Annotated in this window: 12 protein-coding genes and 1 pseudogene; 6 read left to right on the forward strand and 7 right to left on the reverse strand. The window is 73.0% G+C overall.

Annotated features, from left to right (window positions below):
* The first annotated feature begins 55 nt into the window (after positions 1 to 55).
* Positions 56 to 781, forward strand: coding sequence for a hypothetical protein (locus tag ACNAYW_RS03485; RefSeq protein WP_415848360.1), 726 nt, complete (start codon positions 56 to 58; stop codon positions 779 to 781).
* Here the strand turns inward: ACNAYW_RS03485 and ACNAYW_RS03490 are convergent, their stop codons facing one another.
* The 6 genes and pseudogenes from ACNAYW_RS03490 to treY form a co-directional block, all read right to left on the reverse strand.
* The gene (locus ACNAYW_RS03490; RefSeq protein ID WP_415848361.1) at positions 782 to 1,807 is read right to left on the reverse strand and encodes an LLM class flavin-dependent oxidoreductase; all 1,026 of its coding nucleotides are present in this window, start codon (positions 1,805 to 1,807) and stop codon (positions 782 to 784) included.
* Positions 1,808 to 1,873: 66 nt separating this feature from the next.
* Entirely contained in the window at positions 1,874 to 2,914 is a 1,041-nt protein-coding gene (locus ACNAYW_RS03495; RefSeq protein ID WP_415848362.1) for an LLM class F420-dependent oxidoreductase, read from the reverse strand.
* 56 nt (positions 2,915 to 2,970) lie between these two features.
* The coding region (locus ACNAYW_RS03500; RefSeq protein ID WP_415848521.1) for a hypothetical protein at positions 2,971 to 3,073 on the reverse strand (103 nt) is incomplete at its 5' end.
* A gap of 4 nt (positions 3,074 to 3,077) precedes the next feature.
* Positions 3,078 to 4,707, reverse strand: a pseudogene (gene treZ / locus ACNAYW_RS03505) (malto-oligosyltrehalose trehalohydrolase); the annotation flags it as partial.
* A gap of 18 nt (positions 4,708 to 4,725) precedes the next feature.
* On the reverse strand, positions 4,726 to 5,403 hold the full coding sequence (locus ACNAYW_RS03510) for a hypothetical protein (RefSeq protein ID WP_415848363.1): 678 nt from the start codon (positions 5,401 to 5,403) through the stop codon (positions 4,726 to 4,728).
* Positions 5,404 to 5,437: 34 nt separating this feature from the next.
* On the reverse strand, positions 5,438 to 7,789 hold the full coding sequence (gene treY, locus ACNAYW_RS03515; protein WP_415848364.1) for a malto-oligosyltrehalose synthase: 2,352 nt from the start codon (positions 7,787 to 7,789) through the stop codon (positions 5,438 to 5,440).
* Positions 7,790 to 7,887: 98 nt separating this feature from the next.
* Here treY and ACNAYW_RS03520 point away from each other — a divergent pair, with 98 nt between their 5' ends.
* The 3 genes from ACNAYW_RS03520 to bioD are packed head-to-tail and all read left to right on the forward strand — an operon-like array spanning position 7,888 to position 11,028.
* A complete protein-coding gene (locus tag ACNAYW_RS03520) occupies positions 7,888 to 9,159 on the forward strand; it encodes an adenosylmethionine--8-amino-7-oxononanoate transaminase (protein ID WP_415848365.1) in 1,272 nt (423 codons plus the stop codon).
* 4 nt (positions 9,160 to 9,163) lie between these two features.
* Entirely contained in the window at positions 9,164 to 10,321 is a 1,158-nt protein-coding gene (locus ACNAYW_RS03525; RefSeq protein ID WP_415848366.1) for an 8-amino-7-oxononanoate synthase, read from the forward strand.
* Positions 10,318 to 11,028 (forward strand): dethiobiotin synthase, encoded by a 711-nt coding sequence (gene bioD / locus ACNAYW_RS03530; protein WP_415848367.1) that lies wholly within the window; start codon positions 10,318 to 10,320, stop codon positions 11,026 to 11,028. The genes ACNAYW_RS03525 and bioD overlap by 4 nt, the downstream gene beginning before the upstream one ends.
* On the opposite strand, the gene ACNAYW_RS03535 is transcribed toward bioD, so the two are convergent.
* Positions 11,006 to 12,139 (reverse strand): acid phosphatase, encoded by a 1,134-nt coding sequence (locus ACNAYW_RS03535; RefSeq protein WP_415848368.1) that lies wholly within the window; start codon positions 12,137 to 12,139, stop codon positions 11,006 to 11,008. The genes bioD and ACNAYW_RS03535 overlap by 23 nt on opposite strands.
* Positions 12,140 to 12,330: 191 nt before the next feature.
* On the opposite strand from ACNAYW_RS03535, the gene bioB reads away from it, so the two are divergent.
* Positions 12,331 to 13,338, forward strand: a complete 1,008-nt coding sequence (gene bioB / locus ACNAYW_RS03540) for a biotin synthase BioB (RefSeq protein WP_415848369.1) — start codon at positions 12,331 to 12,333, stop codon at positions 13,336 to 13,338.
* Positions 13,335 to 13,553 carry a biotin synthase auxiliary protein BsaP gene (gene bsaP / locus ACNAYW_RS03545; RefSeq protein WP_415848370.1) on the forward strand — a complete coding sequence of 73 codons (219 nt, stop codon included), beginning with the start codon at positions 13,335 to 13,337 and terminating at the stop codon, positions 13,551 to 13,553. Before bioB ends, bsaP begins: the two co-directional genes overlap by 4 nt.
* Positions 13,554 to 14,121 lie beyond the last annotated feature (568 nt).

The following is a 14,121-nucleotide window of genomic DNA, read 5'->3' on the forward strand; positions in this document are numbered from 1 at the left end:
ACATCTGTTCTCGGGGAGTCCCGGCGACCGTCGCCGGGCGGAGGAGGACCGGATCGTGCCCACCTGGGTATCGGCGATCATCATCGCCGTCTCACTGCTGCTGATCGCGTGGAACCTGTCGCGCGCCAAGGACGCACGCTGGCGGCAGGACTACCTGTCCGTCCTCCGCGCGCTGCGCTGGTGGATGCTCCCGGGCGCGCTCCTCACGCTCGCCGTGGTGATCGGCCTGACACAGCTGCTGTGGCAGGTGCCTGTGCTGCGCATCGGGTGGTGGAGTCTGGCCGGCGGTGTGGGCAACGTCTACCTCGGGCAGACGTCCAACGAGGGGATCGGGTGGCGCCTGATCGCCCTCGCGGTGCCGCTGCTGCTCGCGCTCATCCTGCCGATCGCCGCATTCGCGGAGGAGTCGATCTTCCGCTCCGGACTGGAGAATCAGTCCTGGGGCGCGCGCGTCGGGCGGCAGGTGGCGTTCGGGTTCCTCCACTGCCTCCTCGCCGGTGTGCCCCTCGCCGCGGGCTTCGCGATCAGCATTGCGGGCGGCTACTACGCCGCGGTGTACCTGGTCGCCCACCGTGCGGAGGCCCGGGCGAGCCCGGAGCCGACTCTCGTCGCGCCGGGGCCCGGTGAGCGGTGGCAGGACTGGGTGCGGCGGGCGGATGAGGCCATCGATCGGAGCCCTAACGTCCAGCGCAGGGCGATCGCCACCGCCGCCGCGGCGCACCTGACCTTCAACGCGATCATCCTCACCCTGGTGATCGTCGCCGCCGCGCTCGCCGTGTGATCAGCCGAGCTGGTCGACGGCGCCCTTGATCAGTTCGAGGCTGTGCTTGCGCTCGGCGAGGCCGGGGATCATGCCGGAGATCATCAGCTCCTGCGGGTGCGTGCGCTCCAGCAGTTCGTACAGCTCGGCGCGCACCGTCTCCTGCGAGCCGACGATCCACGCCGACGTGGTCGGGGCGATCGCGTGCTCCTGCTCGGGCGTGAGCGGCTGGGCCGCGGCCTGCTCGTAGGTCAGCATCCGGCCGGGGTTGCCGGTGCGCACCCGGTACATCGACGCCTTCGCCGGACCGGCGATGCGCTGCGCCTCCTCGTCGGTGTCCGCGGCCACGACGGTGACCGTCAGCATCGCGTTGGGCGCGTCGAGGTCGCCCGGGCGGAAGGTCTCGCGGTACTCGGCGAGCGCGGGCAGGGTGGCCTGCGGCGCGAAGTGCCGGGCGAACGCGAAGGGCAGACCCAGCAGGCCGGCGAGCTTGGCGCTGAAGGTCGAGGAACCGAGCAGCCACATCTGCGGGTTCGAGCCGACGCCGGGCGTCGCGGTGATCGCGACGTAGGGATGGTCGGCGGGGAAGTCGTCGCGGAGGAAGGCCCGCAGGTGCGCGAGCGCCTGGGGGAAGTCGTCGACGGATTCGCTCACCTTGCCGCCGCGCAACGCGTGCGCAGTGAGCTGGTCGGTGCCCGGCGCGCGGCCGATGCCGAGGTCGATGCGGTCGGGGAACAGCGCGTCGAGCGTGCCGAACTGCTCGGCCACGACGAGGGGCTGGTGGTTCGGCAGCATGACGCCGCCCGAGCCCACCCGGATCGACTCGGTCGCCGCCGCGATCTGGCCGATGAGCACCGCCGGCGCGGAGCTGGCGATGCCCGGCATCGAGTGGTGCTCCGCGACCCAGACCCGCTCGTAGCCAAGCCGTTCGGCCTCCTGGGCGGTCGCGATCGTGTCGCGGAGGGCGTCGCCGAAGGACGCACCGTCGACGACGGGGGCGAGCTCGAGCAGGGACAGGCGAGGGCGCGGGAACGGTGCTTCGGTCACAGAAGAGACAACCGGGGGCGGCCCGGAAATCATCCCGGACCGCCCCCGTCGGCGTTGTGGCGACCGCTACACGAGCTCGCGCAGCAGCTCGACCTGCTTGACCCGGCCGGCCGCGTCCTCCGCGATCGGCGCGACGTTGAGCACGGTGGCCCCGGCCTCCTCGAAGGCGGCGATCCGCTCCTTGACGAAGCCCTTGGGGCCGATGAGCGAGACGTTGCGGGCCAGCTCGTCGGGCACGGCCTCGCTGGCGGCCGCCTTGTCGCCGGCCAGGTACAGCTCCTGGATCCGGTCGGCCTCGGCGCCGTAGCCGTAGTTGGTGGCCAGGGTGTGGTAGAAGTTCTTGCCCTTGGCGCCCATGCCGCCGATGTACAGCGCAAGATGCGGCTTGACGAAGCCGAGCAGGTGATCGACGTTGTCGCCGATGGCCAGCGCGGGGCCCGCGTAGACGTCGAGCTCGCCCAGCGCGGGATCGCGCTTGGCCTTGCCCTCGGCGACCGCGTCGCCCCAGACGTCCTTGGCCTTCTCGGGCAGGAAGAAGATCGGCTGCCAGCCGTTGGCGACCTCGGCGGCCAGCGCCACGTTCTTCTGGCCGAGGGCGGCGAGCAGCACCGGGATGTCCGCGCGCAGCGGGTGATTGATGAGCTTGAGCGGCTTGCCGAGTCCGGTGCCGCCCTGCTCGGCGGTCAGGGGCATCGAGTAGTACTTGCCCTGGTGCTCGAGTCGCTCACGGCGCCACACCTTGCGGCAGACCTCGATGATCTCGCGGGTGCGACCGATCGGCGCGTCGTACTTCACGCCGTGGAAGCCCTCGATCACCTGCGGGCCCGAGGCACCGAGGCCGAGGATGAACCGGCCGTCGGAGACGTTGTCGAGGCCCGCGGCGGTCATCGCCGTCAGCGTGGGCGTGCGGGTGTAGATCTGCAGGATGCCGGACGCCAACTGCACGCGTTCCGTCTTCGCGGCGAGGTAGCCCAGCGCGCTGACCGCGTCGAACGAGTACGCCTCGGGGACGAAGACGATGTCCAGCCCCGCCCGCTCCAGGTCCAGGACCTCGTCGGCCGTGGCCTTGAACCCGTCCGTGTAGTTGATGCCCAATCCGATTCGCATAGGCGTTAGGTTCTCACAAAGCAACCGCTTAGCGACAGAGTGCCCGCGGATTGTGGTCAGATTCCGCGGCGCAGCACGACGAAGGAGTAGCCGGGCACGGTCGTCGCGCCGGTCGTGACAGACGGTGCCTCCCACCACAGCTCCGGGGCGCCGTCGAACNNCNCCACGACCGGTGCCGGGGCGAAGTTCACGATCAGCGTCAGGTCGCCCCGGTGCACGGCGAACCAGGTCGCCTCGCCCGGATGGTCGCAGGTGACGGCCCGCAGGTCGTCGCCCGCGAGGGCGGGATCGCGGCGGAGCGCGACGAGATCCCGGTGCACCTCGAGCAGCCGTGCGTGCTCCGGTCGCGCGGGCTCGGACCAGTCCAGGTGCGAGACGGCGAAGGTGTCGGGATCCTGCGGGTCCGGGACTTCTCCCGGCGGCCAGCCGTGCGCGGCGAACTCCGCCTTGCGACCCTCCGCGGTGGCGCGGGCCAGCTCCGGTTCCGGGTGGCTGGTGAAGAAGCGGAACGGCGTGCGCGCGCCCCACTCCTCGCCCATGAAGAGCATGGGGGTGAACGGGGAGAACAGCACGAGCGCGGCCTTCACGGCCAGCCGGCCGGGGGAGAGGTACGCCGACGGCCGGTCACCGCGGGCGCGGTTGCCCACCTGATCGTGCGTGCACGTGTACGCGAGGAGCTGCGACGGTGCGACGCACGCGGGGTCGATGCGCTCCCCGTGGACCCGGCCGCGGAACGAGCTGTACGTGCCGGCGTGGAAGAAGCCCTCGGTGAGGACGGTCGCGAGGCACTCGGCACTGCCGAAGTCGGCGTAGTAGCCCTGCCGCTCCCCGGAGACGATGGTGTGGATCGCATGGTGCACGTCGTCGTTCCACTGGGCCGCGAGGCCGTAGCCCCCGAGCTCGGCGGAGGTGACCAGCCGCGGGTCGTTGAGGTCCGATTCCGCGATCAGCGCGAGCGGGCGATCGAGCTCGGCGGAGAGCTCCGCGGCCAGCGCGGCGGCGTCCTGGAGGACGTGCCGGTCGGAGTGGTCGACGAGGGCGTGCACCGCGTCCAGCCGCAGCCCGTCGACGCCGTAGCGGCGCAGCCACCACGCGATGTCGTCGAGCACGAAGCGCCGGACCTCCGCGCTGCCCGTGCCCGAGAGGTTGATGGTGCGGCCCCAGGTGTTGGCGCCGTCGGTCTCGTAGGGGCCGAACCGCCCGAGGTAGTTGCCCGACGGGCCCAGATGGTTGTGCACCACGTCGAGCAGGACACCGAGACCCAGGCGATGCGCCGCGGCGACGAAGCGCTCGAGGCCTGCCGGCCCGCCGTAGGGTTCGTGCACCGCGAACCAGCCGACACCGTCGTAGCCCCAGCCGTGCTCGCCGTTGAAGGCGTTGACCGGCATCACCTGGACGAAGCCCACGCCGAGGTCCTGCAGGTACGGGAGCCGCTCGATGGCCGCGTCGAACGTGCCCTCGGGGGTGAAGGTGCCGATGTGCAGTTCGTAGACGACGGCGCCGCGCAGCTCGCGCCCCGCCCACTGCGGGGCCGCAACCTCCGGGATCAGCGCCGACGGACCGTGCACCCCGTCGGGCTGGCGGGGCGAGCGCGGATCGGGGAGCACCGTCTCGTCGTCATCGAGCAGGTAGCCGTACCGCGCACCGGGCGCCGCCGGGACCGCGACCCGCCACCAGTCGTCGGCGTCGCGGCGCATCGCGTGGACCGCACCGTCGAGCCAGAGCCGGACCCGCCGGGGGCGAGGCGCCCACACCTCGAAGGCGTAGTCGGCGGCGACGGGCGAGGTGGGCATCGGTTCGCAACGATAGCCTCAGTGCAGGCTCTCCCACTCCGCGGTCCGGGCGCGGTGCAGTTCGATCGCCGCGAGCGCCGACTCCGCCGTCTCGTGCCGACCGCCGGTGATGCACCCGATCGGGCGGTAGTCGTGCTGATCGAGCGACCGGAACCGCCACACGTCGTCCAGCGAGTGCGTGCAGACGTGGGTGGTGAGCGTGACCACCGCCGGTGCGCCGAGGCAGGCGCTGCCGTCCTCGGCGAAGATCTCGGCGAAGGTGCGCTCGCCGAGGCGGACGTACAGCGTGTCGCTCATCGGCACCTCGCTGAGCACTGTGCGATCCCCGGCGAGGATCAGCCGGTCGTGGATCTCGGCCGTGAGCTCCCACGCCGAGGCCATGTCGGCGCAGCGGATCAGCAGGTGTGCGACCTCCTCCGCGTCCTCCAGGAGCCCGAGGATGGAGTTGCGGCCCTCGCGCAGCGCCCGCACCTCGATGGCGCCGCCGGGCAGCGTCTGCGCCGTGAGGCGCGACGTGCCGGAGGCCACGACCAGCCGCCCGGTGGGCAGCAGGTCGACCGGGAGGCCGTGGTCGCGCAGCGATTCGGCGACCCGTGCGAGCGAGGAGGCGCGGATGCGGTTGCCGCTGACGCCGGCGCGCGCAGTGGCGGACTGGACGAGTGCCGTGGTGAGCGGCCGCGGGGTTTCGCTGTTCATGCCCCGAGTGTGCGCGGACCCACTGACAAGTTTTCTACTCGCGCACCAGCAGGGCGACAGGATGTTCGAGGAAGAGCTCGGCGAGTGGCGTCGGACCTGCGACGACGTGCCCGGTCAGGCGATCCGTCCACTCGCCGTCGCCGAGATCGACCCGCGTGTCGCGCCAGCCCCCGGCGCGGTCGAGACGCAGGGAGCGGCGCGTCACGAGCGCAGCCACGTCGGGCGGCCCGTCCGAGGGGCCGCGGTGGAAGCCCAGCAGGTGTTCGGCGGCCGGCCCGGTCGCGAGCACCGGCGCGTACGAGCCCCCGAAGAAGCTGCCCGCACGCTCCCGACGCAGCCGGAGCGCGGCCCGCACGAGGCGCTGCTTGGGGTGGCCGTCGTCCGCCGCGCCCCAGTCGACCGGCCGCCGGTTGTCCGGGTCCACCAGCGAGTCGTCCCACCGCTCCGTGCCCTGGTAGACGTCCGGCACGCCGGGCCCGGCGAGCTGCAGGAGCTTCTGCGCGAGCGCGTCCGACCGGCCGTGCGGGGCCAACTCGGCGACGAGGTCCGTCAGGGCGGCACCGTCGAACAGCGCGTCGAGGAAGGCGTGCCCGGCCGCCTCGAAGGCCCCGTCGGGCGAGGTCCAGGACGTACCGATCCGGCCCTCGCGCATGGCCTTCTCGGCGTACCCGTGCAGGCGCGTCCGCAGCTCGTCGGTGATCGAGCCGTCCTCCGGCCAGACCCCGAACGCGGTCTGCAGCAGGAACAGGCCCGTCACCGGGTCGAGCAGCGAGGGACGCAGGAGCATCCACCGGTCCACGACGGGCGACCAGTCGCTCGGACACTGGCTCAGCACGCCGATCCGGGCACGGACGTCCTCTCCGCGCTTGGTGTCGTGCGTCGAGAGGGTGGTCATCGCGGCGGGCCACTCCGCGGCGCGGCGGGCGAGGGCCGGGTGCGGGTCGCTCGGTCCGAAGTCCGACGGTGCGCCGCCGACCTCCTGCAGCGAGGTCAGGCGCGCCGTGCGGTAGAACAGCGTGTCCTCGACGGTCTTCGCCGTGAGCGCGCCGGTGAACTGGGGGAACCGCGCCGCGGTCTCGGCGCCCTGGTCGCGCGCCTCGGCGAGCAGGTCGAAGGCGTCCGCACTGCCGGGCTCGTCGCGCTCGCACTCCTGCGCGTGCGTACGGACGTCCGCGCGCAGCCGGGCCGCGGTCTCCGCCAGCACGGGGTAATCGTCGCGGTAGAACGGCGTGTCCTGCGCCCAGCGGACGATCGCCGCCTCGATCAGCGCCTGCGGCGGCGGGCCGGCCAGGGACTTCGGCGTCGACTCGCGCAGCGCGGCCCGCGCGAGCCTGCGCAGTTCGGGCGCGAGGTCGCCGCGGGCGAACCCGTCGGCGATGTCGATGCGCGCGGCCTGCAGCGCGGCGTCGCCGCCGTCGTCGCCGGTCCAGCGCTCGTGCACCGCACCGAGGCCCGCCTCGCCGGCCGGGTCGAGGAGGGCGTGGCCGAGCTCGCGGAGCGCGTCGTAGCCGGTGGTCCCGGCCACCGGGAGCGTGGGCTCGAGCGGTTCCCGGGGTTCGAGGATCTTCTCGACGACGATCCACGCGTCGGGGCCGGTGAGCTCGCGCAGTCGACGCAGATAATCGACCGGATCCGCGAGCCCGTCGGGGTGGTCGACGCGCAGTCCGTCGGCGATGCCGTCGGCGAACCAGGATCCGATCTCGGAGTGCGTCGCGGCGAAGACCTCGGGATCCTCGACGCGGACCGCGGCCAGGTCGTCGACGGTGAAGAACCGACGGTACGCACGGACCCCCGAGTCCCACGGCACCAGGCGGTAGGGCTGCGCGAAGTGGATCCGCTCGGCATCCCCGCCGCCCACGTCGCGGCCGATGGGGAAGACGTGGTCGTGGTAGCGCAGCACCGGTTCCGGCCCGGTCCGGTCGACGGCGATCGCCGCGGCGTCGGCCTCGGAACCGAGGACGGGGAGGGCGAGTTTGCCGCCCGCGCCGTTCCGCGGGTCCCAGTCGATGTCGAAGTAGTGCGCGTAGGCGGACTTCCGGCCGCTGCGCAGGACGTCCCACCACCACGGATTCTGCTCGGGGCGGCGCACGCCGAGGTGGTTCGGGACGATGTCGATCACCAGCCCGAGACCGTCGACGTGGGCCGTGTCGGCGAGGCGCTCGAGGCCCCTGCGCCCGCCGAGCTCGGCGCGCACCGTCGTCGGATCGGTCACGTCGTAGCCGTGCGTCGAGCCCCGCACCGCCTCGAGGACGGGGGAGAGGTAGAGGTGCGTGACGCCGAGATCCGCCAGGTAGGGCACGCGACGGGCGGCGTCGTCGAAGGTGAAGGACGGCCCCAGTTGCAGCCGGTAGGTCGCGCCGACGGGTCGCACTACGCCGGAAGACATGGGCCCGATCATGCCATCCGCGATCGCCGCCGCCGGTCGGCGCCACACCCACCCGGCGGATGGCCACGCGGCGCGGCGCACGGCTAACGTGGCCCGACATGACGCCCGACGAGATCCTCGACCTGGACACCCGGACGCTCTGGCACCCGTACAGCGCCGTCGGCGGCGCGGGGGCGCGGGTCGTCACCTCCGCCGAGGGCGTTCGCCTGACGCTCGGCGACGGCACGGAGGTCATCGACGGGATGAGCTCCTGGTGGGCCGCGATCCACGGCTACCGCAACCCGGTGCTCGACGCGGCCGCGAAGGCCCAGATCGACACGATGTCGCACGTGATGTTCGGCGGGCTCACGCACGAGAGCGCCGCCCGCCTCGGCGAGCTGCTGGTGCGCATCACGCCCGACGGTCTCGACCGCGTCTTCCTCGCGGACAGCGGCTCCGTCTCCATCGAGGTCGCCGTGAAGACCGCCCTGCAGTACTGGCGCGCCCGCGGCGTCGCCGGCCGCAACCGCCTGCTCACCTGGCGCGGCGGCTACCACGGCGACACCTTCACCCCGATGAGCGTCTGCGACCCCGACGGCGGCATGCACTCCCTCTGGACCGACGTCCTCGCCAGGCAGGTCTTCGCGCCCGCGCCGCCGGCCGAGTACGACGAGGCCTACGTCGCCGAGCTGGACCGCCTCGTCGGCGAGCACGCGCACGAACTGGCCGCGGTCATCGTCGAGCCCGTGGTGCAGGGCGCCGGCGGGATGCGGTTCCACCCGCCCGCGTACGTCGCGGCGCTGCGCGAGATCACCCGCCGGCACGACGTCCTGCTCATCTGCGACGAGATCGCCACCGGCTTCGGCCGTACCGGGACCCTCTTCGCCTGCGACGCAGCCGGTATCACCCCGGACATCCTGTGCGTCGGCAAGGCCCTGACCGGCGGTTACCTCACCCTCGCCGCCATGCTGTGCACCGACGAGGTGGCGCTCACCATCTCGCGCTCGGAGCAGGGCGCGCTCATGCACGGCCCCACCTTCATGGCCAACCCGCTGGCCTGCGCGATCGCCGTCGCCAGCACCGAGCTGCTGCTCTCGCAGGACTGGGCGGCCCGCGTCGCGGGCATCGACCAGGGACTGCGCGACGGCCTCGCGCCGCTGCGCGCGCTCCCCGGGGTCGTGGACGTCCGCGTGCTCGGCGCCATCGGCGTCGTCCAACTCGACCGCCCCGTCGACATGGTGGCCGCCACCGATGCGACCGTCGCCGCGGGCGTGTGGCTGCGCCCCTTCCGCGACCTCGTCTACACCATGCCGCCGTTCATCAGCACACCCGACGACGTCGCGACGATCTGCGGCGGCGTCTCGGCCGCGGTGCGCGCGGCGCTACAGTGAGGACATGAACGGTGTTCAACTCTCGGCGCGCCAGGGTCTGCAGGACGATGCGCTGGCGTGGCTCGACGGCTACGCGGCCGACCGTGCGGAGGCGGGCCTGCGACGTTCCCTGCGCGCTCGTCGGCCCGGTGAGTCCGGCCTCGACCTCGCCTCGAACGACTACCTGGGCCTGACCCGCCATCCCCGGGTGCTCGCCGCCGCCGCGGACGCGCTCCGCACCTGGGGCGCCGGCGCCACCGGATCCCGCCTGGTCACCGGCACGACCGAGCTGCACGAACGGTTCGAGCGCGAGCTCGCCGCGTTCGTCGGCGCCGAGGCGGCCCTGTGCTTCTCGTCCGGGTACCTCGCGAACCTCGGCGTCGTCACCGCGCTCGCCGGGCGGGGTGCCCTCGTCGTCTCCGACGGCGGCTCGCACGCGTCGCTCGTCGACGCCTGCCGGCTGTCCCGCGCCCGCGTCGTGGTCACCCCGCGAGGCGATGTGAACGCCGTTCGAGACGCCCTCGCCGAGCGTTCCGAGCAGCGGGCGATCGTCCTCACCGACTCGGTCTACAGCGCCGACGGCGTGCTCGCGCCCGTCGCCGAGCTGTACGCCGCGGCTCGCGCGCACGGCGCCGCGCTCGTGGCCGACGAGGCGCACGGGCTCGGCGTCCGGGGCGACGGCGGCCGCGGTCTCGTCCACGAGCTGGGCCTCGCGGGCGCGCCCGACCTGGTGGTCACCGCCACCATGTCCAAGGCGTTGGGCTCCCAGGGAGGCGTCGTCCTCGGTCCCGAGCGGGTGCGCGCGCACCTCATCGACGCCGCGCGCCCCTTCATCTTCGACACCGGCCTCGCTCCCGCGGCCGTCGCCGCCGCGGACGCCGCCCTCGCCGCACTCCGCGCCGACCCGGCCCTGGCGGCACGGGTCCTGGACCGGGCGCGCGCCGTCGCCGCCGGCGTCGGCGCGCCCGAGCCCACCTCGGCGGTCGTCTCGCTCGTCCTCGGTGATCCCGAGCGCGCGGTCGCCGCCCGCGACGCCTGTGCCGCGCAGGGCGTGCTCGTCGGCTGCTTCCGGCCGCCGTCGGTGCCCGAGGGCACCTCGCGCCTGCGCATCACCGTGCGCGCGGACCTCACCGACTCCGAGGTCGCCACCGCCGTCGGCGTGATCCGGGCGGCTGTCGCGTGATCCTCTGCATCACCGGCACGTCCACGGGCGTCGGCAAGACCGTGGCGACGGCGGCCCTCGCCGCAGCGCTGCTGCCGAGCGGGCCGGTCACCGTCGTCAAACCCGCCCAGACGGGCTTCGCCGACGACGCCGTGCGCGACGAGGACGGCCAGCTCGCCGATGCGGCTGAGGTGGCCCGCCTCGCGCCGGGGGCGGCCGCCGTCGAGCACCGTCGGTATCCCGAACCGCTCGCGCCGCTGACCGCCGCCCGTCGTGCGGGCCTCGAGCCCCTCGGGCGGGCCGAGGCCGCCGACGTGGTCCGGCGGGCGGAGGGCGCCGTGCTCGTCGAGGGCGCGGGTGGCGTCCTGGTGCGGCTCGGCGTCGACGGGACTCGAACGCCGTTCACCCTCGTCGACCTCGCCGCCGATCTCGCGGCGCCGGTCGTCGTGGTCGCCGACCCCGCGCTCGGCACGCTCAACCACACCGAACTGACGGTCCGCGCCCTCGGGGCGGGCGGCGTCACCTGCGCGGGGATCGTGCTCTCGCGCTGGCCCGACGCCCCGGGCCTCGCCGAACAGTGCAACCTCGTCGACCTGCCCGAGGTCACGGGCGTGCCGATCGTCGGGCGGATCCCCGACGGTGCCGCGTCCCTCCCGCCGGAGCGGTTCGCGGCCGCGGCGCCGTCGTGGTTCGACGCCGCCTGGCTCAGCGCGCGATCCAGGCGCTGAGCAGGTCGATCCGCTGCCAGCCGCCCGGCACGTCCAGCGGGTAGCCGGCGGGGCCTGCGGTGCGCGCGATCCGCTCCCGCAGCTGCTCGTCCGAGAGACCGGGGTGCGCGGCGCGGAGCAGCCGGACGGCGCCGGCGGGCACCTGGACGGGCGCGTCCCCGCCCACGCGCGGCAGGCCCCAGGCGAGGTCGGCCCGGTAGGCGGCGGCGCCCGACGCGGTGTCGACGTAGTTCTGCTGGCAGGCGACGACCTCGGCGATCCCACCGCCGGTCCGCGCGGACAGTACCGCCCGCAACTCGGTCCGCGCTGCGGCGACGGCGCCGGCGAACCGCGGGTCCGCGAGCGCGTCGGAGACCGCGGCCTGCGCCAGGATCCGGCCGCCGATCACGTCGAGCGGATAGTGCACGCCCAGGATCACGCGGTGGCGGCCGTAGTCGGCGCCGCGCGCGAGGAGCTGCGGCCCCAGCTCGGGGAGCAGCGTCGCGATGACGAGCGCCTCGGCGTAGCCCCAGGCGGTGTGGCCGGACGGGTACGAGCCGGAACCGCGCACCGAGTCGTACAGGTCGGCGCGACCGTCGCCGTACTTCGTGATCCGATCCGGGGCGACCTCGAACGGGCGCCGGTAGTGGAAGTGCTTCTTCGCGGCGGAGGTGTCGACGTAGGCGTTGATCAGTGCCTTCTTGCCCACCAGTAACGCGGTGGTCCGCGGGAGTTCGCCGGCTCGCTCGGCCGCCCGGAAGGCGGGGGTCAGGCGGCTGCCGAGGGCGTTGAAGACGGAGTCGTCGAGGATGCCGTAGTTGTCGTTGACGGCGTATCGCTGCTCCGCGGGGGTAGCGGCGCGGTTGGTCGCGACGGCCCTGTCGAGGTTCGCGGCGAGCACGGACGTCGGCAGGCGCGAGAACGCCGCCAGCTGATCGATGTACGAGTTCGGCGTGGTCTCCGCGGCGCTCGTGTCGACGGCGATCGGGCTCGCTGCGGGTGCCGGCTTCGGTGCCGCGGCGCAGGTGGCGGTCGGCGCGGCTGCGGCGGGACCGGTCGCCCCGCCGAGCGGCGTGACGAGGGCGGCGGTTGCGAGGGCTGTGACCAGGATCTTCTTCGTGCGCAGCGTCATGGGAACACTGTCGCGTCGATACATAGAAAAGGGAAGGAAACGATATCGGGCGAGTCGGTGAACGTTTCCCGTCACCACGAGGTGAGCCTTGAACACTGTTCATGAATTGAACGCTGTACAGTGCTCGGTAGTAGCGGCACCGCGGTGTCGCGGACCACAGCCGACCGACCACAGCCGACGAGGGAGATCACATGACCGGGGTCCTGGCCGACATCATCGAGGTCGCGCGCGAGCAGGTGCTCGAGCGCGGCGAAGGGCTGAGTCAGGAGCAGGTGCTGGCCGTGCTGCAACTGCCGGACGACAAGCTCGACGAGGTCCTGCAGCTCGCGCACGAGGTGCGCATGAAGTGGTGCGGTCCCGAGGTCGAGGTCGAGGGCATCATCAGCCTGAAGACCGGCGGTTGTCCCGAGGACTGCCATTTCTGCAGCCAGTCGGGCCTGTTCGAGTCGCCCGTGCGCTCGGCCTGGATCGACATCCCGTCGCTGGTCGAGGCCGCGAAGCAGACCGCCAAGACCGGCGCGACGGAGTTCTGCATCGTCGCCGCCGTCCGCGGCCCCGATAAGCGCCTCATGAGCCAGGTGGCCGCGGGCATCGAGGCGATCCGCAACGAGGTCGACATCCAGATCGCCTGCAGCCTGGGCATGCTCACGCAGGAACAGGTCGACGAGCTCAAGGCGATGGGTGTGCACCGCTACAACCACAACCTGGAGACCGCGAAGTCGCACTTCCCGAACGTCGTGACCACGCACTCGTGGGAGGAGCGCTGGGGGACGCTGCAGATGGTGCGGGAGGCCGGCATGGAGGTCTGCTGCGGCGGCATCCTCGGCATGGGGGAGACGCTGGAGCAGCGCGCCGAGTTCGCCGCGAACCTCGCCGAGCTCGAGCCCGACGAGGTGCCGCTCAACTTCCTCAACCCGCGCCCGGGCACGCCCTTCGGCGATCTCGACGTCCTCGAGCCGAACGAGGCGCTCAAGTCCGTCGCGGCCTTCCGGCTGGCGCTGCCGCGCACCATCCTGCGTTTCGCCGGCGGCCGGGAGATCACGCTCGGTGACCTGGGTGCCGAGAAGGGCATTCTCGGCGGCATCAACGCCGTCATCGTGGGCAACTACCTCACCACCCTGGGCCGTCCGGCCGAGACCGACCTGGACCTGCTCGGCGAGCTCAAGATGCCGATCAAGGCCCTGAACGACACGCTGTGACGATCGTGGCCGACAAGGAGCCGGTGTACGACGTGTACACCGGCAAGCCGCTCGCCGAGGTGGCGCCCGTCTTCGCGGCGGCGCTCCTCGGGCTCGAGCCCCCGCGGTACTGCACCTATTGCGCGCGCCGGATGATCGTCCAGGTCAGCCCGCACGGCTGGACCGCACGGTGCTCGCGGCACGGCGAGTTCGATTCGTCGAGCGGCGAACGCTGACGCCGGTTCTCGGTCGCACTCGATAGGCTGCTGCCGATGTCTGTTGAAACGTCGGCCCGGCCGGCCTCCCAGGTGGTGGTGCCCGTCGTGGTCGGGGCGGTCCTGGGTGCCGCCGCCGCGCTGATCTGGGGGACGACGGTGCCGGGCGTGCGCGGGGTCGTACTCTCCTCGGGCCAGCCCGTGCTCCGGTCGGACCAGCTCGACAACTTCTTCCTCGCGACGGCGTTGTTCGTGGCGGTGTCCGCGGCCGGCGGTCTGCTGACCGGCCTGGGCCTGTTCCGCGGCGCTCGGCGCACGCCCCGGGGAGTGGCGATGACGCTCGGAGCGGCCGTGGTGGGGGTCCTGCTCGCCGTCGTCCTGGGCCAGGCCGTGGTCGACGCGCGATTCACCGGGCCCGGAGCTCCGGGACTCGACTTCACGGCCGCGCCGTCGATCCGGCTGCGCGGCGCCAACGTCGTCGCGCCCGCGGACCACTCGGGTGGTGTGCTCGGCGACCTCGCGTCGTGGGTCCTCGTGCTCGTGTGGCCGGCGTGCGCCGCCCTGTGGTGCACCCTGTCCGCGCTGGTCG

The organism is Tsukamurella ocularis (assembly GCF_965138335.1).
Taxonomy (GTDB): Bacteria; Actinomycetota; Actinomycetes; order Mycobacteriales; family Mycobacteriaceae; genus Tsukamurella; species Tsukamurella ocularis_A.